Here is a 22412-nt window from a genome sequence, read left to right on the forward strand (position 1 = left end):
ATATCCCTGTCAGTAGGCGCCGCCGATCGGATGACGGGCCACATAGTGCCCCTCCCCGACCTTAACCAACGGCGCAACGATTGGTTCATCTCCCAGCGCCCTGACGGGGCTGGGAATCTCATCTACCAGTAAAGCATGTTCCGGCCGGCGGCGCGTGGGATCGGGAACAGGCACCGCCGACATTAATTTGCGGGTATAAGGATGCTGCGGGTTGGCGAAAACCTGGCGACGGGGTCCGATCTCGACGATTTGCCCCAGATACATGACCGCCACCCGATGGCTGACCCGCTCCACCACGGCCATATCGTGGGAAATAAACAAAAAGGCAATGCCGAATTCACGTTGCAAATCGAGCATCAGGTTAATGATCTGCGCCTGTATCGAGACATCCAGCGCCGAGACCGATTCATCGGCCACCACCACCTTAGGATTAAGCGCCAGCGCCCTGGCGATACAGATACGCTGGCGCTGGCCGCCGGAAAACTCGTGGGGGTAACGCTGGGCATGTTCGGGCAGCAGCCCTACCCGCGTCAATAACGTTTCCACCCGCCGTTGCGCTTCCTGGCCCTGCGCCACGCCGTGCACCAGCAGCGGTTCCATAATCGAATAACCGACGGTGAGCCTGGGATCGAGCGAGGCGTACGGATCCTGGAAAATAAATTGGATATCGCGGCGCAGATGCTGCAATTCATGTCCCGCGAGCGCGGTAATCGACTGGCCGTTGAAAATAATATCGCCGCTCTGGCTCTCCACCAGGCGCAGCAGCGAGCGGCCTGTCGTGGATTTTCCGCAGCCGGATTCGCCCACCAGCGCCAGGGTTTCGCCGGGATACAGGGAGAAACTGACTTTTTCCACCGCGTGCACCCGGCGCCGGACACGGTTGAAAATACCGCCGCGGATATCAAAACCGGTGACCAAATCCTTGACCTGCAAAATCGGCGCGGCGCGCGGCGGCACGGTATCTTGCCCCTTGGCCGCGCTTAGCGCGGGAGAATCCGGCGCCCTGGCCGCGGCCTCGATATCCGCAGGCGCGGCGTCCTGTGGGTTGAGCAGCGGAAATTTCGCCGGGAAATCGCTATCGGCCATCGAACCCAGCTTCGGCACCGCCGCCAGCAAAGCCTGGGTATAGCGGTGACGGGGGTGGGCAAATAGCGTGTCGACCGGGGCCGACTCCACATCATTGCCCTGATACATCACCAGCACCCGGTCGGCCATTTCGGCCACCACGCCCATATCATGGGTGATAAACATCACCCCCATTTGCATTTCACGCTGCAGGGTGCGGATCAACTGCAGGATTTGCGCCTGGATAGTCACATCCAGGGCGGTGGTGGGCTCATCGGCAATCAGCAGCGCCGGCTTGCACGACAGCGCCATGGCAATCATCACCCGCTGGCGCATGCCGCCGGAGAGTTGATGGGGATAGCGATCGAGCATGCTTGCGGCGTTGGGAATGCGCACCAAATCCAGCATGTGCAGCGCCTCCTGCCGGGCGCTGCGATGGTCTTTGCCCTGATGCAGGCGGATGGATTCGGCTATCTGCTCGCCCACCGGAAACACCGGATTCAGCGACGTCATCGGCTCCTGGAAAATCATCGCCATATCGGCGCCGCGCAGGCCCCGCAACGTGGATTGTCCGGCCCGGGCCAGATCAAGCACCTCGCCGCCACGGCGACGAAACAGCATGACGCCGCTGTCCACCCGGCCGCCGCCCAGCTCCACCAGCCGCATAATCGATAAGGCGGTGACCGACTTTCCGGAGCCGGACTCGCCGACAATCGCCAGGGTCTCGCCGCGGTTGATGGTAAATGAAATACGCCGCACCGCCTCGATGCGCTGGCCTTCATGGGAAAAATGCACGCTCAGGTCACGCACCGACAATACCTGTTCCTCCGATAAACCGGGCGCTGCCGCCGGTGACGGAACCGGATGGCGTCCTGTTGCCATAGGATCGGCCATCAGCGGTAGATGCCGATATCGGGCGTAGCGCCGACATAACCGACGCCGCGGTACATACCTTCGCTATTGAATGGCAACGCCACGTTGCCCGCGGCATCCACCGCAATCAGCCCGCCGGAGCCGCCAAGGGCCAGGATCTTATCGAAAATCACCCGCCCGGCGGCCTCCTGGAGCGACAGTCCGCCGTAGGCCATGCGCGCGCTCACGTCATAAGCGGCCACGCCGCGCATAAACACTTCACCGCTGCCGGTACAGGAGATGGCGGCGGTGGCGTTATCGGCATAGCATCCGGCGCCGATAATCGGCGAGTCCCCCACCCGGCCGGTCTGTTTGTTGGTCATGCCTCCGGTGGAGGTGGCCGCCGCCAGATGGCCGAGACTATCGCAGGCCACCGCGCCCACGGTGCCGAATTTTCGGTCCGGATCCAGGGGATCGCCGCCGGACGGGGCATCATGATCGAGAATGGCGCCGGCGTCATCGGCCAGGGCGCGCTGCAGTTGGGCGTAGCGTTCGGCGGTATAATAAAATTCCGGTTCCACCCGCTCCAGGCCGCGGGCAAACGCAAAGGCTTCCGCGCCATCGCCGGTAAACATCACATGCGCACTGTGCTCCATCACCGCGCGGGCGGCGAGGATGGGATTACGAATATGGGTCACGCCGCATACGGCGCCGGCGGCAAGCGTGTGGCCGTCCATAATGCTGGCATCGAGCTCATGACCGCCCTGGTGGGTAAACACCGCGCCCTTGCCGGCGTTGAACAAAGGGCACTCCTCAAGCAGGCGCACAGCCTCGGTCACCGCGTCGAGGGCGGCGCCGCCCGCCGCCAGGATAGCCTGTCCGCGCTCGACGATACCGGCCAGCGCCTGGCGATAGTGCTGTTCTTTCTCGGTGCTCATGGCCTGGCGCGCAATGGCGCCGGCGCCGCCATGGATAACTATGACTGCTTTGCTCATCAAATAACGTACCCTGCAATCGGTGGTCAAGGGACGGGGCGTCCGGCTGGCGAAGCAGCGAAGGCCCCGGACAATCTTTAGTTGTTAATTAAATAAATGTGACATAGAACGATTTAGTTATTATTTTTGACTATATTAACCCAGCCCGCCAGTGTAAAGCGGAAATGTCACTATTGACGGCATCAACAATAATGGCCTTTCGTTAGGTAAAATCGCCGCTTAAGCTTAGCGAAAAAGCGGCAAAGCCAATCCCTTGCGCATTTACTTCCCCGCCTTATTTTTTGGCATAGGTTTTCTGGCATAATAAGCCACGGCATACTTGCCCTTCCGGCCGCTGGATTAACGGCCGACGCTACAGGAGTTGATATGGCATCCTTGAATTCGTCCCTGCTTACGCTTGAACAGGCGCTGGAAAAAATGCTTTCCCGGGTCGGGCCGCTCGCCGGACGCGAAACGCTGGCGCTGACCGACGCCGCCGGGCGCATCACCGCCACCGCGGTAATTTCCCCGGTAAACGTTCCCCCGTTTGATAATTCCGCCATGGACGGGTATGCGGTGCGCCTGGCCGATATCGCCGCCGGCGCGCCGCTGCCGGTAGCCGGTAAAGCGTTTGCCGGCAAGCCCTTCGCGGCCGATTGGCCGCCGGGGAGCGTGGTGCGCATCATGACCGGCGCGCCCGTTCCCCCCGGGACGGAGGCGGTAATAATGCAAGAGCACGCCGAATTATCCGGCGATGGGGTGTGTTTTACCGCCCCGGTAAAACCGGGACAGAATATTCGCCGTATCGGCGACGATATCCGCCTGGGTGACCAGGTCCTGTCCGCCGGTCGCGCATTGGGGGTGAGCGAGCTGCCGCTGCTGGCGTCGCTGGGCATAGCGGACATCAGCGTGGTGCGACGGCCACGGGTGGCGCTGTTTTCCACCGGCGACGAATTACAGCCCATAGGGGCGCCCCTGGCCGCCGGGCAAATCCACGACACCAATAGGTTCGCCGTACGCCTGATGCTGCGCCAGCTGGGCTGCGAGGTTATCGATCTGGGCATTATCGCCGATGACGCCCAGGCCCTGCGCGACGCATTCCGCCAGGCGGACAGCCGGGCCGACCTGGTGATTACCAGCGGCGGCGTGTCGGTGGGTGAAGCGGACTATACCAAAACCATCCTTGAAGAACTGGGTGAAATCAGCTTCTGGAAACTGGCGATGAAACCCGGCAAACCCTTTGCCTTCGGCCGTCTGGAGCACGCCTGGTTCTGCGGCCTGCCGGGCAATCCGGTGTCGGCGGCGGTGACGTTTTACCAGTTGGTGCAGCCGCTGATAGCCAGGCTCGCCGGGCGGGCGCACTGGCGGTTACCCGCCCGGCTGCGCGCCAGAACGCTGACGCGGCTTAAAAAAACGCCCGGCCGGATGGATTTTCAGCGCGGCGTGTTCCATACCACGCCCCGCGGCGATATCGAGGTCGCCAGCACCGGCGCGCAGGGATCCCATGTTTTCAGCTCCTTCAGCGCCGCCAACTGTTTTATCGTGCTGCCGGCCGAGCAGGATGACGTGGCCGTGGGCGAATGGGTGGATATCGAACCCTTTAATCATCTGTTGTTATCATAGGGCCGGACCGTGGCGGACGAATTAACTCATGCGGAAATGCTGCGCTACAACCGGCAAATCATGCTGCGCGGCTTTGATTTTGACGGCCAGGAACGGCTGAAAAACGCGGGTGCGCTGGTGGTGGGCCTGGGCGGGCTGGGCTGCGCCGCGGCGCTGTATCTCACTGCCGCGGGCATAGGACGGCTCACCCTGCTGGATTTCGACATTGTGGCGCTGTCCAATCTGCAACGCCAGATACTGCACGACGATCGGCGCATCGGCATGGCTAAAGTCGATTCCGCCGCCCTTGCCCTGGCGTCGGTTAACCCCCATGTCACTATCGCCACGCGCAACGCCGCCCTGGACGACGAGTCGCTGACCGAGCTTATCGCGCAGCATGACGTCGTGGTGGATTGCACCGATAACGTAACGACGCGCGAGCAGCTCAACCGGCTGTGTTTTACCCGCCAGACGCCGCTGGTGTCCGGTGCGGCGATCCGTATGGAGGGGCAAATCAGCGTCTTTACCTACCAGCCCGGCGAACCCTGCTATCGCTGCCTGAGCCGATTGTTCGGCGCAGGCAGCCTCACCTGCGCGGAATCCGGCGTGATGGCGCCGTTGGTGGGCATTATCGGCTCGTTGCAGGCCATGGAGACTATCAAGCTGCTGACAGGGTTCGGCAAGCCGCCGGCCGGCCGGCTGGTCATGTATGACGCCATGACGCTGCAGTTTCGGGAGATGGTGCTGCCGCGGGATCCGCATTGCGCCGTGTGTGGGACGGCGTCGCCCGGCTGAGAGGGAAATCGCGTTTGGCGCGGGCGGCGTTGCTCCGGCGAACACTGCGCGGCAATAGGAGAAATGGAACGGCCCCGCGCAACCAGGGCCGGCGCTTAAAACGGCGTTTAAACCGTCATCAGCTTAGTTTAAACCCTGGCTGCGCAGGTAATCTTCATAGTTACCGCTGAAATCTATCGCTTTTTCCGGCGTTAATTCCAGGATGCGCGTCGCCAGCGAACTGACGAATTCGCGGTCATGGGACACAAATATCAGCGTCCCCTGGTACAGTTCCAGCGCCGAGTTCAGCGACTCAATGGATTCCATATCCAAATGGTTGGTGGGTTCGTCCATCAGCAGGATATTGGGTTTTTCCATCATCAGCTTGCCGAACATCATGCGGCCCTTTTCGCCGCCGGATAAGACGCTGACCGGTTTATTGATATCGTCCTGGCTGAACAGCAACCGGCCAAGGATGCTGCGCACCGCCTGTTCGTCGTCGCTGGGCTGTTTCCATTGGCTCATCCAGTCAAACACGTTAATGTTTTCGGTGAACTCGCTGGAATGATCCTGGGCATAATAACCGATGCTGACGTTCTCGGACCACTTGATGGTGCCGCCCACCGGCGGCAGCTCGCCCACCAGGCTTTTCAGCAGGGTGGTTTTACCGATGCCGTTGGGACCGAGCACCGCCATCTTTTCGCCCACTTCCAGCATCAGGTTTATTTTACTGAACAGAGGCGGCTGGCCGTCATAACCCTGGGTCAGCTGCTGTACTTCCAGGGCGTTGCGGAACAATTTTTTATCCTGCTCGAAGCGGATAAATGGATTCTGGCGACTGGACACCTTCACCTCGTCCAGCTTGATTTTTTCAATCTGGCGGGCGCGGGAGGTTGCCTGGCGTGATTTGGACGCATTGGCGCTAAAGCGGCTGACAAAGGACTGCAATTCGGCAATCTGCGCCTTTTTCTTGGCGTTGCCGGACATCAGCTGTTCGCGCGCCTGGGTGGACGCGGTCATATAATCGTCGTAATTGCCGGGATAGATGCGCAGTTCACCGTAATCCAAATCCGCCATATGGGTGCAGACCATATTCAGGAAGTGCCGGTCATGGGAAATAATGACCATGGTGCTGTTGCGCTCGTTCAATACCTGCTCCAGCCAGCGGATGGTATTGATATCCAGGTTATTGGTAGGTTCGTCAAGCAGCAGAATATCCGGATTGGCGAACAGCGCCTGCGCCAGCAGCACGCGCAGTTTCCAGCCAGGCGCCACTTCGCTCATCGGACCGTAATGCTGCTCAAGAGGAATGCCGACGCCCAACAGAAGCTCACCGGCGCGCGCCTCGGCGGTATAACCATCCATCTCGCCGTACAGAACTTCGAGATCGGCAACCCGATAGCCCTGCTGCTCGCTCATCTCGGCCATGGCGTAGATGGCGTCGCGCTCTTCTTTCACCGCCCAGAGCTCGGCATGGCCCATGATGACGGTATCAAGCACGGTATACTGTTCAAAGGCAAACTGATCCTGGCGCAGCTTGCCCAGGCGTTCATTCGGGTCAAGGCTGACATGGCCGCCGCTAGGCACCAGGTCGTCCCCCAGGATTTTCATCAGGGTGGATTTACCGCAGCCGTTGGCGCCAATCAGGCCGTAGCGATTGCCGCCGCCAAATTTTACGGAAATATTTTCGAATAGCGGTTTGCTACCGAATTGCATGGTGATGTTGTTACAGATTAGCAAAAGGAGGTACTCTTCATTAAAAACGTGACATTAACCACATTATGCCACACTCCGCTGTAAAATTGCTCTCTCTGTGTGCACCCATGGCCATAAGCATTAAAATTGGCGTGCCCGACGCGGCCCCGAGCCCGATTGGCGCACCGCGGCCCGCGTTCGCGGCCGGCAAAACGGCCCCTGATGGCCGCAACTTACGCGCCTCTTTCGGCCCGCTAACCAATATAAGGCATTATTATTTGATTTAATATTTTGTCATATTAACATCATCAATAAATATCAGGGTTGTCATATCATAAGGGTATACCTTATTTACCCGCCGAGCAGGATAAATACAGTGTCATTTCGCCAGCATCCCGCCAGGGCGACCGCTAATAATGCATAACCGATAAATAAGGGCGTCCCGTCAGGCAGGATAAAAGAGAGACACTATAGCGGTGTGGCATGCCATAGCCCATTATTCCCGGCTCACCATTGCCCTTCTTTAAAATACTGCTCTGGCGGCAGGAAGAATATAAAAACGCAGCGGCGCTATGAACAGCATGCGCGCCCTGATACGGGCCGGAGGGTGGATGGGCGATACGGGACAAGTGTCGCTGCCCAAGTAGGGAGGGCGCGGCCGGGATAAAAAAAAGCATGGCTGAAATGCTCAGCCATGCTTATCATGTCCACACCGGGGTCGTTAACCGGAAAACCGGCGCCGCCCGATCGCAGAAGGGAAATTAGAAGCGGTAACCAACGCCTGCGATCCAGGTGCCAACGTCTACGCTGCGGATGCGGCTTTGTTCGTAGGAAACGTCAAACGCGACATTTTCCATCGGGTTGAACTGCAAGCCTGCGCCGTATGCTACGCCAACATCGCTGGTGCGGTGTGAATCGCGGCCGTCTTGCGCGTTGTCGGTAAATTGGCCCACGCCCATGCCGACTACGCCGTATACGCTGGCCCAATCGTTAATGCGGTATGCCGGACCGGCGGTGATGCCGTAGTAAGTGCCTTTTTCGTAGGTGCCTTGTTCAGCCTGGTTCTTTTCCAGGTAGGTGAAGGAGCTGATCATGCTCCAAGGCGCGCTATCATCCATTTCATAACGGTACTTCAGGTTAAAACCCGATGCCTTGTTGATGACGCCCTGCATATCACCTTGGGCATAACCCGCGGAAACGGTGCTTTCGCCCGCAGTCGCCGAACCCGCCGCTACTGCCAATACACAAGCTAACGCTGAAAGACATGCAATTTTGTTCATAACCACCTCAAATGTGAATTTACGTCCTAACCATGAAAATATAACAAAAAGTAGCACGAAACTCTGCTTAATAAATGTTGTCCAAGTAAACGTATCGTGTAACATAAGTTTTCAAAGCTTTCTATCCCATTCATTTTACTTATGTTTTGTGCTATATGTCACAAATCAGACTTTACGTATCCTTACAACATATCCAGATTAATCCGAACTGAATGACTAAAAAATAGACCACGATCGTGCAATGCGCGTGATTTTTTTTCACAACTCATGTCGCCGCCCTCATATTTTCTGCTCATAAAAACCGCCACTACTATTTAATTATGTTATTACGGCATTTTGGAACACAAAATGCATCTCCTTTCACAGCCGTTCTGCCTGATTTTCAGCGCCTGTTTCTGCAGCACGCTGTGCTGAACCAGAGACTTTTTGCTATAATAATTATTAGAGGCATTATTTTAAATGAAAACCATTTGTATTACCGGCCCGAAACAACAAAACGCGGTTGTGATGCCGGGAGTACTCTCATGGTTGATGTCTTTTATCCTGCTAAGCTGTTTAATGCGTTCAGCGGTGGCGACACTGAGAGGTATCGGCGATATGAGTGATAGGATGCAGGATTGCGAAACGCTGTTATACTTTATGCCTGAACGAAATTAATAATGATCAATTAAGAGGATGATTAATGATGAGTACCGCTAAACTGGTTAAAACGAAATCTTCCGAACTTATTTATACGCGTAACGATCTGGAAGAGTCGGTCAAGGTCTCCAGTATCGCGCTGTTAAACCGTCTGGTGATCGAGTATGTCGACCTGGCGCTGATCACCAAGCAAGCCCATTGGAACATGCGCGGCGCGAATTTTATCGCGGTACACGAAATGCTTGATGGTTTCCGTACCGTTATCCAGGATCATCAGGACACCATCGCCGAACGCGTGGTCCAGCTAGGCGGCGTCGCCTTGGGTACCGTACAGGTCACCAATGACAAGACCCCGCTGACCAGCTATCCGACCAATATCCACAGCGTTCAGGATCATCTGAAAGCGCTGGCGGATCGTTATGGCGTGGTGGCGAACGACACCCGCAAGGCGATTTCCGAAGCAGAAGACGACGAAGATACGGCTGATATCTTGACCGCCGCTTCGCGCGATCTGGATAAATTCTTGTGGTTTATCGAGTCTAATATCGAATAATACCTTGCTTCGCCGGTGGGTGCGATGCACTAGCGCCGGCTAATCAGTTGAATGCAGCAAAAGCCGGCAGCGTAATGACCTTGCCGGCTTTTTTGACTTTTCACACCGGCTTAACGGGAGGAGCGATCCCATGGCAAGCGGCTGGGCGCCGGAAGGCGCGGTACAAGATCAAATCGATTCCACCATCAACGACGCGGTGCAGCGGGCGCGCAGCGCTCTGCTGCAAGGAGAAAGCGCCCATCATTGCCAGGAGTGCGGCGAACCTATTCCGCAGGCGCGGCGCGCGGCGTTGCCCGGTGTGCAGCTGTGCGTGCATTGCCAGTCCGAACAAGATAAAAAACAGCTGGCCCACAGTGGCTATAACCGCCGGGGAAGTAAAGACAGCCAGTTGCGCTGAGCGCTCCCTGAGTACACTATTATTGCAACCTCGCCACGTCGGGGATTGCCGCCCTTTCCCACGCGATCCCACGTGTTAACCACGGTGCGAAGCCCGCTACCGGCGGCACAGAAGCCGATGCCCGTCGCCGGCGTAAATGTCCATAGTGTTGGAGAAACCATGAGTTCATCTTCCCGTTATTATTATGAACCGCGTCACGGGCACGGCCTGCCGCACGATCCGTTTAACGCTATTATCGGTCCGCGGCCTATCGGCTGGATTGCCTCGGTCGATAAGCAAGGGCAGCGCAACCTGGCGCCGTATAGTTTTTTCAACGGTTTTAACTACCATCCGCCGATCATCGGATTTTGCAGCGTCGGCTGGAAGGACAGCGTGGCCAATATCACCGCCACCGGGGAGTTTGTCTGGAATTTGGCGACCCGCGAACTGGCCGATGCGATGAATAACAGCTCCGCCTCGCTGCCAGCAGGACAGGACGAATTCAGCTTTGCCGGCCTGACGCCCATCAAGGGAACGCGGGTGGCCGCGCACCGGGTCGCCGAAAGCCCGGTCAATTTTGAGTGCCAGTTAACCCAATGCATCCAGTTGCAGGACGCCCAGGGCGGATTAATCGAAAGCTGGCTGATATTGGGTGAAGTCGTAGCGGTACATATTGATAAAAAGCTGTTTAATGAGCAGGGCGTATACCAAACCGCCGCCGCGCATCCCATACTGCGCGCCGGAGGGCCGAGCGCGTATTACGGCATTTCGGACGAGCAGCGCTTTGATAAAGTGCGTCCGGACGATCGCCCCGCGCGTTAACCCCAGGGCGGCGGCCGCTTTGTCCGTCAAGACACGCCGGTCACTGTCCATCAAATTTACTGATGCAATTTATCAATAATCACGGCTGTAAAATCCATGTAACAAGCGTATCATAAGCATCCGATATGATATTATTTACAGCGTGATTATTATGAAACGTACAATCCTTGCCAGTCTGCTTGTGATGCTCAGCGCTGCGGCTTACGCCCTGCCCGCCTATCGGCTGCCGGATATGCCGCGCAACCCGCGCGCGGACAGCGCCTGCATCAATAAAACCACCGCCAGTACCGCCGGCAATTGCCCGCGCCAGGTTTTTTCCCCGGAAAAAAACCAGGCTATCGAAGGCTACAGCCCGGTTTATCATAAAAACTGATCGCAGCGGCTTACCCGCGGATCAATACGCCTGACGAATCGCCGCGGCAAACTCCCGGCACATCTGCTCATCGCCCTGCGCGTTGGATGCCAGCACCCGCTCGCCGTCGATAACGGTGATGACGGCGTCCAGGGCAAAATCGGCGGCCGGCTGCGGCCGCGCCATCCCGCGCGCGATGGTCTCCTGCGCCTGACGCCAAGCCTGATCCACCGTCTGGTTGCAGGCCGCCGCCAAATACAGCGGATTAAATCCCTCCCCGGTCAGGCTCCTGAGCGTATCGTCATGGGCGACGCTATTGCCCGGATGCCAGTAATGGGCGGCAAGATCGGGCCCGATGGCCGGGTTATCGGTGAGATACCCGTCGCGCTTAAGGAAAAACTGCCGGGTTTGCTCCACGGCCATCAGCGCCAGCAGATAGCCCTGATAAGAACAGGCGGACTCTTGCGATAACAGATGCGGAATCGCCATCGTCGGCCGCGGGCTGCCGTCAATCCCCAGGATGCGTTGTTCTGTTTCCCGCGCCAGCCGCGTAATGGCGTCGGGCGTCAGCTGGTCATCGTCCCATTGATACAGCGCCCATTCAAAATAAGGCACCAGCAGGATATGGCGCTCGTTAAAGGCGCGCATAGGCTGGCGCGCGGCGATGGCGGCCTGGATCAGCGCGTCCGGCGGCGGCTCGCCGTTGCCGTTAAGGGCATAGCGTTTCAGCCAGTCGGCGTCGTCCAGCAGGCTGTCGCAAAACATGGACTGCGTTTCAGCGTAGGCCATAGAGGTGGGCGGAAACTCCTGGGAAAAACACGGGGCGTTCTGGCGGATATTGGCAAAATGCGCCGCGTGCCCGCCCTCGTGAAACAGCGTATTGATACCGCTGATGCCGCTGCCGATCTGGTCCGGTTTGGCCAGGCTGGTAAAATTGATGCGCGCCGGGACCCACTCGCCCTGGCGCCGGAACGGCGGCACGGGGGCATGCATAAAACCGTTTTCGTACTTATCCTTGCGCACCAGCAGATCGAGCTGCAACCGCGCGCCGTTAAAGCCGATATGCAGCCGTTTAAAGCTGTCCACCCAGCGGCCCAGGGACTCGGCAAACGGCAGGTAGGGATCCAGCTGGCGGGTCACGTCGCCGGCTGTGCGGTAGCGGATATTCCAGGGTTGCAGCGCGTTCTCGCCTTTTACCGCCGCCAATTGCCGCAGGCTGCGTAAATTACCCTCCCGCGTCTCCCGTTCAAACCGATCCAGAATGGCGAACAGTTGTTCCGGCGTCATCCGCTCGGTTTTATTGACCTTATAGTCAAAGTAATTGCGATAGCCCATCTGGCGGGCAAAGCGGTTACGCAGGCGCACCAGCGCCGGAAAACCGTTATGCAACAGCCATTGCTCCAGCTCGCGCAGCGCCTGCTGCGAGCTCTGGCGCGCTGATTCATCGGCGTTATTGGCCTGATTGGTCATCAGTTCGCCCAACGAGGCCGCCACCCGTTCGCCCTTATCGTTGATATGGGTCAGCGCCAGGGTTTTGCGCCGGGCGTAGAGGTCGTTTTCCGCAGCGATAAGGTCATCCATCAGGGTCTGCGCCCGGGCATCCTCAATCACGTTGCAGTCAAAAAAACGCAACCAGCCGCGCAGTCCGTGCAGGGTGTCGTCACGTTCCCGGCCTGGCGGCAGCAGTTCCAGCGCGGCGATATGACGGCGAATTTCCGCCGGGCGCGCCGGCGCCGCGATAAACCGCTTATACGCTTGTTCCGCCGCGGCGAAACGATCCGCGACGTCCTCGCCGCCGATGGCCATATAATGCTGCCAGAAAAGGTCTTCCTTGGTCTGATGAACCGCCAGGTAATCGCGGTTCAGCGCGTTAAAATACGCTACTGCCTGTTGCATAACATCTCCTGATAACAGGTATTGCTTCATTTCTCAGTCAGGGCAAAAGGCGCTTGCCCATGCCGCTCTGGTTCAGGGTACGCCGTCAGTCGTGGGGTATCGCGCGATCGACAGTCGCCAGCGCCTGGTCAAGCGCGGGAGCTTGCCCGGTGGCAAGCAATATGGCGGCCAACTGCAGCCGGATAGCCTCCGGCAAGGCGAATTCGCCCCGCAGGCAGGCTTCGGTCCAGCGCGCGGTGGTCAGCGCGTCGCGCGCGCGCGGCAGATTTTCCAGCGGCGGCAGCGGATGGGCCAGCGGGTCCAGTATGACCTGCTGCCGCCCTTGGTGCAGGGCATAGATTTTCGCCAGACGCTGCGGATTGGCGTAGGTTTCGCCCTCGGTGCCGTTCATCAGCAGGGCGCTGCTGTTGATGGCGTTGAAAAAGGCGGCGATACGGGTGATATATTCCGGATGCGATACGCTGCACAGACGCCAGTGCAGATGATGATGGAACGGCGTCGCCAGTTTGGCCAGCGTATGGGCGCTGTTGCGTACCCCCATGCGCCAGCGCAGCGTTAACTGGGCGTCCAGCGCCGGGCACAGATGGCCCACCGGGATAAATACCGGCGCACGCGCCATGACCAGCGCGCTTTGCGCCGCCAGGGAGTTATCGTGCCAGGCTATGCCCAGGGCGCGGAAAATTTCCGCGCTGGTCACCCGGCCCGGATCGTCGGTAACGCCGTGCACCACGACCGGAAAGCCGAGGCGCGCGAGCGCCATCGCCAGCAATGGCGTCAGGTTGGCCTGTTTGCGCGCGCCGTTATAGCTGGGAATAACCACCGGCGGCGGCATATCCGCCGGCGCCTGCAGCGCCATCACCCGCTCCTGCATCGCCTCATAAAAGCCCAGCATCTCTTCTTCGGCCTCGCCTTTGATACGAAAGGCAATTAATAGCCCGCCGAGCTCCAGCTCCGGCACCTCTCCGGCCAGGATGGCGCGATAGAGTGCAACAGCGGTGGATCTCTCCAGATCGCGGGCATGATTTTTTCCCCGTCCGACTTCTTTTATGACCTTGCTATAATCCATAACCGACCGTTTCCAATACGCATGTAAAGTTCAACCTCTGCCATCCGCCGCGATCACGCGGATGTCTCAATCCACAATACCTTTCATTAACGCGCTAATAAAGTGCTTCAACTTATTCCTAGCAAATACAGCGCCGGGATAGGGATAACCGGGTTCAGCGTCGCCGCGACCATGCCGCGCATAAACTGTCCTATGTCCGGTCTGGGCCCGTCGCTCGCGCGGCACGCCTTGCCGCTAAAAATTTAATATTCTTTACTGAAGTTTAATTAAAAAGGCCAAAATGGCTCTCTTTTATAACCGGACTTGTAGATAACGCTCAATGGGTAGTAAAAACATCGAATGCAACATTGATGCGTGATATAAAAAAATGACTTTTTTAACCTTTCTATTTTGTTATTTATTATCAGGAAAACATTATGCATATAACGGGTATGAATTCCTCCTTCTTTACGAAAATCACATCATGGAGTGAGGGCCAGGTTACACTCAGGACCCACGTATTAACGTCCGTGATCAAAAAACTGGTTAATATCAGGAGCTATTCGGCAAGGGCTGCAGCTAAATCCAGCATGGATAGCGAGGAAAGCTATAATGCGCTAGCGGAAGACGACGATAGCGTAGCCGCGTCAGAGTCAAGGAACGGCGGCGGTTCCTCGCCAGGCCGAGGGGTTAAATCTTTTATACCGGCCTTCGTCGGTTGTAACAGTAAACGTTATGATCTTAGCGCCGCGCAAAAAAACAGGGACGCCGCTTACGACCAGTTTCAGTTGAAAAGGCATCTGCCGCTGGAATTATTACACGACCGACCGGTCGATCGCGAAACCTTTATTAGCCAAACCGCGGAAGGCATAGTGAAAGAAATGGAATCCGGTTTATTGAAAGAACAAAAAGATAAACTAGAATGGATATCAAATGAATTTGCACTTTATCTTCCGGCGCAGATAAATAAAACCATCGATCAGGTCATGGACGCCCGGCTTAAGGAAAATAAGCCGTTGAATCTTACCCCGACGTTTAACCGGGATATTATCCAGCAGGCCATGACCAAAACGGGAATTTGGCGCCAATATGCCCATATCACCCGCATTGAGAACGGCTCCGCAACGTCCACCGTCGCGGTGGTAAGGCTGTATATGAATAACCATCAGATGGATTGCCCTGACCTTATTCGCCCTGTTGCCGACCGGGTGTACGAAAGGCTGTTTAACTGTCCGGGGCTGGTGGCGCGGGTTACCCTGGCCGCGGAACATGCCATAGCGCAAAAGCTGGACAATGAAAGCCGTGCCTGAACAGGCGGCTCATCCAGCCGCCCGCCGGTTTCTCAGCCCTTGGCCGTGACAGTCCCGGGCTTGGCATCGGCCGGCATCGGCATCGGCGGCTGCTCGATGGGAAAGACCGGCAGCGCCGCCAGCAGCCGCGCGCCGTAGGATTTGGTGATAAGACGCCGGTCATAGATAACGATTTCACCGGTGCATTCATGGCTGCGGATAAGCCTCCCCACCTGCTGGATAAGGTTAAACGAGGCGCTGGGCAGGCTTTGCACCTCGAACGGATGCCGTTTCTGGGTTTTCAGCCACTCCCCTTCGGTCAGGATCACAGGGCTGTCGATGGGCGGGAAGGCGATTTTGTGGATATGCACCTGGGTCAGCAGTTCGCCCTTCAGGTCGAGCCCCTCGGCAAAGGACTGCAGGCCAAGCAGTACGCTGGTCTTGCCCTGATCCACGCGCCGGCGGTGTTCTTCAATTAAGCGATAGCGCGGCTGGTCGCCCTGTACCAGCAGTTGCAGCCGCAGATCGACGACATGGGTCAGGAAAAGCTGCATCGCGCGATGGCTGGCAAACAGGACCAGCATGCCGCGATGCGCGCCGGCGGCAAGCTCAGCGCGGAAAAAGGCCGCCATTTCGGCCAGATGTTCGCCCTCCCGCGCCATCACCGGTTCGTTGTGCATCTGCGGGATCACCAGTTTGCCCTGATGGCGATGATCAAACGGCGACCCGAGGGTAACAAAACGATCCCCCGCCCGTTCCTGCAACCCCGAAAGCTCCTGCAGCCGGGCAAAACTATTAAGCGATCGCAGGGTGGCGGAGGTCACCACCGCATGGGGTATCTTCGACCAGAGCAGCTTTTCCAGCTGATCGCTGACGCGGATGCCGACGCAGTGCAGGAAGATATGCGCGCCTCCATCGGACATTTCACGGGTCAGCCATTTGGAGATCGGCGCATTGGATGCCTTATCCTGCGCCGCCAGCTTCCATAACCTGCTGGCCGATTCCCAATAACCCAGGGTGCGGCTGGTATGAAGCAGCGCCTGGTGCAGGCGCACAATATCCTGCTTGCCCGTTTTCTCGCTCAAATCATTCAGCAGGAACTCGGTCAGCATGCGCAGCGCGTCGGTAAGCTTGAACAGCCGCGCGGCCAGCTCGCTCATGGCGATGGGCAGTTGCCCCATGGCAAAACGAAACTCCCCCGCCACGCTGTCCCTGGGCAGCACGGAGACCGCCTGCCGTTCGAACAGCGCCACCAGTTCCTGGATTTCAGCGCAGTGGTTCTTCAGGCGTTCACCGCCGCTGAGCAGGGGCGGCTTGGCCGGCTTGAACTGCGCCAGGGTCTGTTCGGTCTGGCGCATAAACAGCTCCAGCTGATGGGCGATAAATCCGGCGGTGATTTCGCCGCTCATTTCCAGCGCGTCCCGCGCCACGTCGGGCAAATGATGCCCCTCGTCGAGCACCAGCAGCATATGCTTGGGATTGGGCAGTACCGATTCGCTGTCGAGCGCCGCCATCACCAGCGCATGGTTGGCCACCACGACATCGGCGCTTTCAATTTCCTTGCGGGCAATAAAAAACGGACAGTCGCGGAAATAATGGCAATTACGTCCGAGACAGTTCGCTTTATCGGTACTGAGTTTACCCCACAGCCCGTCGCTCACCGATTTGGGATAATGATCGCGCAGGCCGTCCCAGGCGAAGCGGGCCAAGTCCTGCTGCATTTTGCCGCATAACGTGCGCTCTTTACCGTCGGCGGGGACCAGGCCGTCATCGAGAAACAGCTTCAGGTCGCCCTGGAATACGTTGTCCGCCGCCATGGCCGCCAGGTTGCGCGGACAGACATAGCGCCTGCGGCCGAAGGCGGCGGTAAATTTCAAATCCGGGATCAGCTTTTTCAAAAGCGGCAGGTCTTTACTGAAAATCTGGTCCTGCAGCGCCACGTTGGCGGTGCTGACCACCAGGGGCTTATCCTCGGCGCGGCTGATGGCGATGCCGGGGATGAGATAAGACAGCGTTTTCCCCACGCCGGTGGGCGCCTCAATCACTAAATGGCGTTCGATATCCCCGGACAGCGCTTTCGCCACTTCGGCAATCATCTGGCGCTGCGGCGTGCGGGATATAAAATCCGGGATATGTTTTTGCAGCGCTTTATACCAATCATGGATTTGCGCTTTGGTAGCGACGGACAGCGGCATGAGCCTTTATCTTCTCAATACGGGATGGGGTTATTGTCCCACAGACCGGCTCCGGCGTCAGCCTTATGCTGTATATATCTGCAGTTATCAACCGGTATTGGAACCGGGATCCAGCCCAGACGGCCAGGGGCCGCGGGCGGGTTGAGGCGCATAAGCCACGCCTGGGGTGTAACCTGCGCCGCCCCATCGCGCTTGTATCGCTGCGCGCAGCACTTATAATGAAGTGAATCGCGACCTTAAGGAAGGGTATGAATCTTATCAAAGCGGGCGTGTTCGGCCTGATCTCACTGTGCGCCCTCGGCGCCATCGGCGGCGTCATGCTGGCCGGTTATATCGTCATCGTCCATAGCTGAGGACGTCCCTGCGGCCATCAGGTAGGGTGAAAACAGCGCAGCCAGCGTTCGAACAGCATATCGCTGATGACCGCCAGCAGGGCCACCAGCATCGCGCCCTGTAGAATATAGGCGGTATTAAAGCCGCTCAGGCCGATGATTATCGGCGAACCGAGCGTTTTGGCGCCCACGGTGGAGGCAATGGCGGCGGTGCCGATATTAATAATCACCGAGGTGCGGATGCCGGTGATGATAACCGGCGCGGCCAGCGGCAGCTCCACCCGGCGCAATATTTGCCAGCGGCTCATGCCGGCGCCGGTGGCGGTTTCCAGAATGGATGCCGGCACCGTTTCAATGCCGGTGATGGTTCCCTGCACAATGGGCAACAGGCCGTAGAGCACCAGCGCGATAATCGCCGGTTGTTCGCTAAAGCCCATCACCGGCACGGCGACGGCCAGCACCGCCACCGGCGGAAAGGTCTGGCCGACCGCCACGATGGTTTCCACCAGCGAGCGAAACTCCCGGCCGGCCGCCCGCGTCACGCCGATACCGGCGCCGACGCCAATCGCCACGGCGATAAGGCTTGATAGCAATACCAGTTGGACATGGGCCCAGGCCAGCGAAGCAAAGCTGTCCTGCAGATAGACCGGACGATCCAGCGCCGGAAACAACTGCGAGAACAGCCAGTCCAGCCTGGTCATGCCGAACATCAGCGCCAGCAGCAGCAGCGCGCACCATAACAGCGGATCGGTAATTACCCGGCGCAGCATGCTATTCCTCCTTCCCGGGTTTGACCAAATCGCGGAAATGGAGCACGCCCAGCGATGCGCCCTGCTCATCCACCACCGGCAGCAGTTCGGTCTGGCGGGAGACAAACTCCGACAGGGCCTCGCGCAGAGTCATGGCGGCCGCTATCGGTTTGCCGGGCAAGCGCTCGCCTTTGCGCGCATGGCTCCCCGCCGCGCCCAGCGCCAGTAATTTAATGCCGATATCGCTGCGGCCGAAAAAATCCCTGACAAAGACATTGGCCGGCTGGGTGAGTAAATGACGCGGCGTACCCTGCTGGATCACCTGCCCCTGGTCAAGCAAGACAATGCGGTCCGCCAGCGCCAATGCCTCGTCGATATCATGCGTCACCAGCACCACCGTGCGGCCGGACAATTGGTGAATACGGGCAATTTCCGCCTGCAGCGCGGCGCGGGTAACCGGATCGAGCGCGCCGAAAGGCTCATCCATCAGCAGCACCTCCGGATCGGCGGCCAGGGCGCGCGCCACGCCCACCCGCTGCTGCTGCCCGCCTGAAAGCTGGTGGGGATAACGGCCGCGGAACTGCGCCGCGTCCAGATGCAGCAGTTCCAACAATTCGGTGACGCGATCGCGTATTTTAGCCTTCGGCCACTTCAGCAGCTGCGGCACGGTGGCGATATTCTGCTCCACCGTCCAATGCGGGAACAGGCCGATGGACTGGATGGCGTAACCCATGCGCCGGCGCAGTTCCTGCGGTTTAAAACTGTGGATCTCATCGCCGGCGAACAAAATCTTGCCCTGGTCATGTTCAATTAAACGGTTAATCATTTTAAGCGTGGTGGACTTACCTGAGCCGGAAGTACCAATCAGCACGGTAAACTCGCTTTCGGCAATGTTCAGGTTCAGGTCTTCCACCGCCGGTTTGCCGTGAAAAATTTTACTGACATGTTGAAATTGAATCATTGGTGTACCGTCTCAAGAAAAGAGATGATCAGTTTAAACAACGTGTCCACCAGCACCGCCAGCGCGATAGCCGGGATCACCCCAAGCAAGACCAGCTCCAGCGCGCTGCTGAGCAGGCCCTGGAACATGAGCGCGCCGAAACCGCCGGCGCCGATCAGGGCGGCGATCATGCCCATGCCGACGGTCTGCACGGCGATAATGCGGATGCCCGAGAGGATCACCGGCAGCGCCAGCGGCACCTGAATACGGCGGAATATCTGCCCGCGGGTCATGCCCATGCCCAGCGCGGTTTCAATCACCTCGGCGGGTACCTGCGTCAGCCCGGCGTTCACGCTGCGCACCAGCGGCAGTAGCGCGTACAGCACCAGGGCAATCAGCGCCGGCGCCAGGCCGATACCGCCTACCCCCGCGTCGCGCAGCCACGGCCAGGCGGCGGCCAGGCCGCTGAGCGGCGCAATCAGCAGGCCGAACAGGGCGATGGCCGGTATCGTCTGGATAATGTTGAGGGTGGAAAACAGCGCCGGGCGCCAGCGCGCCGAGCGATGACAAAGCAGCCCCAGCGGAATGCCGATAACGATAGCCGGCACCAGGGTGCCGAACAGCAGGGTCAGATGTTCGCCCAGCGCCTGCTGGAAAATCTCCCGCCGGTTGGCATATTCGATAAATAACGACAGTTGATCCAGCCGCCCGGTCCAGATCAGCGCCACCGGCGGCAGCCAGATTTGCGCATTGGCCACGACGCGCAGCGTATGACTGGCGGTCGCGCGGCCGATGGCGTCGGCGGCGATCAGCAGGCACAGCGCGAGCAGCAGCCAGAAACCGCTGCCGAACGAGGTGCGCGCCAAATGCCCGCCCCGCCCGGCCAGTTGCGTGGCCGTGTCGCCGGCCAGCGCCACCAGGCACCACAGCAATACCTCCGCCAGCAGCATAACCGCCAGCTGCGCGCGGCGCGAGGGCGCGACAAAACACAGCGCCACCAGCGCGGCAACCGGCGCCAGCAGCAGTAACCACCCACCGCCCAGCAGGGCGGCCAGCCCGATGCCCTGGCCTGACATCAGGCGGTTCGGCGCATAGTTGACAAAAGGCAGCCAAACGCCCGCCGCAATCGCCAATAGCGACAGGGTCAGCAGGACGCGGTTTTTAACCACGCAGGGCGGCTCTCCCCGGCGCCGGGAGGGTTAGGATTTGACAAACCCTTTTTGTTTAAGATAATCCGCCGCCACTTTGCTGGCATTCTGTCCTTCCACCGCGATGCCGGCATTGAGCTTTTGCAGCGTCTGGGTATCCAGCGAGGCGAATACCGGTTTCAGCCAGGCCGCGATATCAGGATGCTGTTTGAGCACCGCCTCGCGGATGATGGGCGCCGGCGCGTAAATAGGCTGTACGCCCTGCGGATCGGCCAGGGTATGCAACCCGAGCGCGGCCACCGGCCCGTCGGTACCGTAGGCCATGGCGGCGTTGACGCCGGACGTCTGTTCGGCGGCGGCCTTCAGCGTCACGGCGGTATCGCCGCCGGCCAGCGACAGCAGCTGATCCTGCTGCAGTTTAAAGCCATAGGTTTTTTCAAAGGCGGGCAAGGCGTCGGGGCGTTCGATAAATTCCGCCGAGGCGGCCAGCTTGAATTTGCCGCCGGCTTTCAGATAACCGCCCAAATCGGCCAGTGAATTGATATTTTTACTTTTGGCCAGGTCCTCGCGGATGGCGATGGTCCAGGTATTATTCGCCGGCGCCGGTTCCAGCCAGACAATATGATTCTTGTCATAATCGAGTTTTTTGACTTTCTGGTAACCCGCGTTGGCGTCTTTCCAGGCGGGATCTTTTTCATCGCTGAAGAAAAACGCGCCGTTGCCGGTATATTCGGGGTAGATATCTATTTCGCCGGCGGTGATGGCCCCGCGTAATACCTGGGTGGTGCCCAGTTGGGATTTATTAATGGTCTTGACGCCGTGGGACTCCAGAACCTGGACAATGATATTGCCGAGCAGCGAACCTTCGGTATCGATCTTCGATCCCACCCGTACCGCCGAATCGGCCGCCTGAGCGCCGGCGGTCATACCCAGCATGGCTGCGGCAAGACACAGCGCTCGTCCGTGATGAAAAAAATTGACCATGATTTTCATTCCCCTCAGAGGTATTGGTAAATTATCCGCAGCGGTTGAACGGATATTATGTTCTTGAAAGAATAGTTCAAATTAGAATTTATTCATTAAAAAAGAAAGCATAAGAATAGAACCGAAAGTATGGAGACAACATTAAGGCTCGCGGGGAGATCGCGGGCAGAATAACCTTAACCCGCGCGCTTTAAGCGCATAAATTCGGTTATATGGCCTGGTATGGCGGCCAGCGTCAGCTTGAACCAGGGCGTGTACCGCGCCGGACGCGCCTTGATATCCGCCAGCACCGCCGGCAATGGCTGGTAGCGGCAGGCCATGGCTTCTTCGGGATTAAGCGTCGGCGCCTGCGCGCTGACGCCGAAAAAAACATGATCGAATTCATGTTCTATCAGCCCATTGGCCAGCGGCAGGCGGTATTGCAGCTTAAACACCGGCGTCAGGGCGCAGCGCAGGCCCATTTCCTCATGCAGGCGGCGCCGGGCCGCGGTCTGGGTATCCTCGTGGGGCATGGGATGGCCGCAGCAGGTATTGCTCCATAAACCGCCGCAGTGGTATTTGCCGGCGGCGCGCTGCTGAAGCAGCAGCTCACCGCGTGGATTAAAGAGATATACCGTGATCGCCCGATGCAGCAGCCCCTCGCGATGCGCCTGGAGTTTTTCCATCCTGCCCACGCACTGATCGCGCTCATTAACGAGGACGACTTCGGTAAACGCCATGATAGTGTCTCATTAAGCCCCTGCAAACGTCTATTTTAACGGCAATGATGGTAAAAATCTGCGCAACGGCGGGGAATAAACGTTACGCAGCGGCATATTTTGCAAAAAAGCATGTCCACAGCGACAGGCTC

At 58.5% G+C, this 22412-nt stretch carries 19 protein-coding genes and 1 pseudogene; 8 read left to right on the forward strand and 12 right to left on the reverse strand.

What is annotated here, in order from left to right; genetic code table 11:
- Nucleotides 1–9: 9 nt before the first annotated feature.
- Nucleotides 10–1947 carry a dipeptide ABC transporter ATP-binding protein gene (locus ACL2XF_RS13230; RefSeq protein WP_413727011.1) on the reverse strand — a complete coding sequence of 646 codons (1938 nt, stop codon included), beginning with the start codon at nt 1945–1947 and terminating at the stop codon, nt 10–12.
- Between the two features lie 11 nt (nt 1948–1958).
- Nucleotides 1959–2912, reverse strand: a complete 954-nt coding sequence (locus tag ACL2XF_RS13235; protein ID WP_413727012.1) for an isoaspartyl peptidase/L-asparaginase family protein — start codon at nt 2910–2912, stop codon at nt 1959–1961.
- A 366-nt stretch (nt 2913–3278) separates the two neighbouring features.
- On the opposite strand from ACL2XF_RS13235, the gene moeA reads away from it, so the two are divergent.
- Together moeA and moeB are read left to right on the forward strand one after the other, a co-directional pair.
- Nucleotides 3279–4514, forward strand: a complete 1236-nt coding sequence (gene moeA / locus ACL2XF_RS13240) for a molybdopterin molybdotransferase MoeA (protein ID WP_413727013.1) — start codon at nt 3279–3281, stop codon at nt 4512–4514.
- 9 nt (nt 4515–4523) lie between these two features.
- Nucleotides 4524–5288, forward strand: a complete 765-nt coding sequence (gene moeB, locus ACL2XF_RS13245) for a molybdopterin-synthase adenylyltransferase MoeB (RefSeq protein ID WP_410015954.1) — start codon at nt 4524–4526, stop codon at nt 5286–5288.
- Between the two features lie 123 nt (nt 5289–5411).
- On the opposite strand, the gene ACL2XF_RS13250 is transcribed toward moeB, so the two are convergent.
- On the reverse strand, nt 5412–7007 hold the full coding sequence (locus ACL2XF_RS13250; RefSeq protein ID WP_410015955.1) for an ABC-F family ATPase: 1596 nt from the start codon (nt 7005–7007) through the stop codon (nt 5412–5414).
- A 716-nt stretch (nt 7008–7723) separates the two neighbouring features.
- On the reverse strand, nt 7724–8242 hold the full coding sequence (gene ompX, locus ACL2XF_RS13255) for an outer membrane protein OmpX (protein WP_410015956.1): 519 nt from the start codon (nt 8240–8242) through the stop codon (nt 7724–7726).
- Between the two features lie 685 nt (nt 8243–8927).
- On the opposite strand from ompX, the gene dps reads away from it, so the two are divergent.
- From dps to ACL2XF_RS13275, 4 genes are all read left to right on the forward strand, one after another.
- Nucleotides 8928–9434 (forward strand): DNA starvation/stationary phase protection protein Dps, encoded by a 507-nt coding sequence (gene dps, locus ACL2XF_RS13260; protein ID WP_410016595.1) that lies wholly within the window; start codon nt 8928–8930, stop codon nt 9432–9434.
- A gap of 130 nt (nt 9435–9564) precedes the next feature.
- A complete protein-coding gene (locus ACL2XF_RS13265; RefSeq protein WP_410015957.1) occupies nt 9565–9831 on the forward strand; it encodes a DksA/TraR family C4-type zinc finger protein in 267 nt (88 codons plus the stop codon).
- 159 nt (nt 9832–9990) lie between these two features.
- Nucleotides 9991–10632, forward strand: a complete 642-nt coding sequence (locus ACL2XF_RS13270; protein ID WP_410015958.1) for a flavin reductase family protein — start codon at nt 9991–9993, stop codon at nt 10630–10632.
- A gap of 151 nt (nt 10633–10783) precedes the next feature.
- A complete protein-coding gene (locus ACL2XF_RS13275; RefSeq protein ID WP_410015959.1) occupies nt 10784–11005 on the forward strand; it encodes a hypothetical protein in 222 nt (73 codons plus the stop codon).
- A 21-nt stretch (nt 11006–11026) separates the two neighbouring features.
- On the opposite strand, the gene ACL2XF_RS13280 is transcribed toward ACL2XF_RS13275, so the two are convergent.
- Both ACL2XF_RS13280 and ybiB read right to left on the reverse strand, forming a co-directional pair.
- On the reverse strand, nt 11027–12880 hold the full coding sequence (locus tag ACL2XF_RS13280; RefSeq protein ID WP_410015960.1) for a M3 family metallopeptidase: 1854 nt from the start codon (nt 12878–12880) through the stop codon (nt 11027–11029).
- Nucleotides 12881–12965: 85 nt separating this feature from the next.
- The gene (gene ybiB / locus ACL2XF_RS13285; RefSeq protein ID WP_413727014.1) at nt 12966–13946 is read right to left on the reverse strand and encodes a DNA-binding protein YbiB; all 981 of its coding nucleotides are present in this window, start codon (nt 13944–13946) and stop codon (nt 12966–12968) included.
- A gap of 851 nt (nt 13947–14797) precedes the next feature.
- Here ybiB and ACL2XF_RS13290 point away from each other — a divergent pair.
- On the forward strand, nt 14798–15235 hold the full coding sequence (locus ACL2XF_RS13290; protein ID WP_413727015.1) for a hypothetical protein: 438 nt from the start codon (nt 14798–14800) through the stop codon (nt 15233–15235).
- A 77-nt stretch (nt 15236–15312) separates the two neighbouring features.
- Here ACL2XF_RS13290 and dinG read toward each other — a convergent pair.
- Nucleotides 15313–17409 (reverse strand): annotated as a pseudogene (gene dinG, locus ACL2XF_RS13295) (ATP-dependent DNA helicase DinG); the annotation flags it as partial.
- A gap of 248 nt (nt 17410–17657) precedes the next feature.
- Here dinG and ACL2XF_RS13300 point away from each other — a divergent pair.
- The gene (locus ACL2XF_RS13300; RefSeq protein ID WP_410015963.1) at nt 17658–17762 is read left to right on the forward strand and encodes a hypothetical protein; all 105 of its coding nucleotides are present in this window, start codon (nt 17658–17660) and stop codon (nt 17760–17762) included.
- 17 nt (nt 17763–17779) lie between these two features.
- Here ACL2XF_RS13300 and ACL2XF_RS13305 read toward each other — a convergent pair whose 3' ends face one another.
- The 5 genes from ACL2XF_RS13305 to idi all read right to left on the reverse strand — a co-directional run bounded on the left by ACL2XF_RS13305 (nt 17780) and on the right by idi (nt 22281).
- A complete protein-coding gene (locus tag ACL2XF_RS13305; RefSeq protein ID WP_410015964.1) occupies nt 17780–18511 on the reverse strand; it encodes an ABC transporter permease in 732 nt (243 codons plus the stop codon).
- 1 nt (nt 18512) lies between these two features.
- Complete coding sequence (locus ACL2XF_RS13310) at nt 18513–19451, reverse strand: ABC transporter ATP-binding protein (RefSeq protein WP_410015965.1); 939 nt, start codon at nt 19449–19451, stop codon at nt 18513–18515.
- Complete coding sequence (locus ACL2XF_RS13315; protein ID WP_410015966.1) at nt 19448–20599, reverse strand: ABC transporter permease; 1152 nt, start codon at nt 20597–20599, stop codon at nt 19448–19450. The genes ACL2XF_RS13310 and ACL2XF_RS13315 overlap by 4 nt, the downstream gene beginning before the upstream one ends.
- A 30-nt stretch (nt 20600–20629) precedes the next feature.
- Nucleotides 20630–21562 carry an ABC transporter substrate-binding protein gene (locus tag ACL2XF_RS13320; RefSeq protein ID WP_410015967.1) on the reverse strand — a complete coding sequence of 311 codons (933 nt, stop codon included), beginning with the start codon at nt 21560–21562 and terminating at the stop codon, nt 20630–20632.
- A 176-nt stretch (nt 21563–21738) separates the two neighbouring features.
- Nucleotides 21739–22281, reverse strand: coding sequence for an isopentenyl-diphosphate Delta-isomerase (gene idi / locus ACL2XF_RS13325; protein WP_413727016.1), 543 nt, complete (start codon nt 22279–22281; stop codon nt 21739–21741).
- Nucleotides 22282–22412: the final 131 nt, after the last annotated feature.

Source organism: Sodalis sp. RH19, assembly GCF_047324215.1.
GTDB lineage: Bacteria > Pseudomonadota > Gammaproteobacteria > Enterobacterales > Enterobacteriaceae > Acerihabitans.

Coding starts and splice junctions, on each gene's coding strand:
- ACL2XF_RS13305 (WP_410015964.1), bottom strand. CDS start 18,511: ATGCTGCGCCGGGTAATTACCGATCCGCTGTTATGGTGCGCGCTGCTG.
- ACL2XF_RS13230 (WP_413727011.1), bottom strand. CDS start 1,947: ATGGCAACAGGACGCCATCCGGTTCCGTCACCGGCGGCAGCGCCCGGT.
- ybiB (WP_413727014.1), bottom strand. CDS start 13,946: ATGGATTATAGCAAGGTCATAAAAGAAGTCGGACGGGGAAAAAATCAT.
- ACL2XF_RS13270 (WP_410015958.1), top strand. CDS start 9,991: ATGAGTTCATCTTCCCGTTATTATTATGAACCGCGTCACGGGCACGGC.
- ACL2XF_RS13265 (WP_410015957.1), top strand. CDS start 9,565: ATGGCAAGCGGCTGGGCGCCGGAAGGCGCGGTACAAGATCAAATCGAT.
- moeA (WP_413727013.1), top strand. CDS start 3,279: ATGGCATCCTTGAATTCGTCCCTGCTTACGCTTGAACAGGCGCTGGAA.
- ACL2XF_RS13300 (WP_410015963.1), top strand. CDS start 17,658: ATGAATCTTATCAAAGCGGGCGTGTTCGGCCTGATCTCACTGTGCGCC.
- ACL2XF_RS13310 (WP_410015965.1), bottom strand. CDS start 19,451: ATGATTCAATTTCAACATGTCAGTAAAATTTTTCACGGCAAACCGGCG.
- idi (WP_413727016.1), bottom strand. CDS start 22,281: ATGGCGTTTACCGAAGTCGTCCTCGTTAATGAGCGCGATCAGTGCGTG.
- ACL2XF_RS13235 (WP_413727012.1), bottom strand. CDS start 2,912: ATGAGCAAAGCAGTCATAGTTATCCATGGCGGCGCCGGCGCCATTGCG.
- ACL2XF_RS13275 (WP_410015959.1), top strand. CDS start 10,784: ATGAAACGTACAATCCTTGCCAGTCTGCTTGTGATGCTCAGCGCTGCG.
- ACL2XF_RS13320 (WP_410015967.1), bottom strand. CDS start 21,562: ATGGTCAATTTTTTTCATCACGGACGAGCGCTGTGTCTTGCCGCAGCC.
- ompX (WP_410015956.1), bottom strand. CDS start 8,242: ATGAACAAAATTGCATGTCTTTCAGCGTTAGCTTGTGTATTGGCAGTA.
- ACL2XF_RS13280 (WP_410015960.1), bottom strand. CDS start 12,880: ATGCAACAGGCAGTAGCGTATTTTAACGCGCTGAACCGCGATTACCTG.
- dps (WP_410016595.1), top strand. CDS start 8,928: ATGAGTACCGCTAAACTGGTTAAAACGAAATCTTCCGAACTTATTTAT.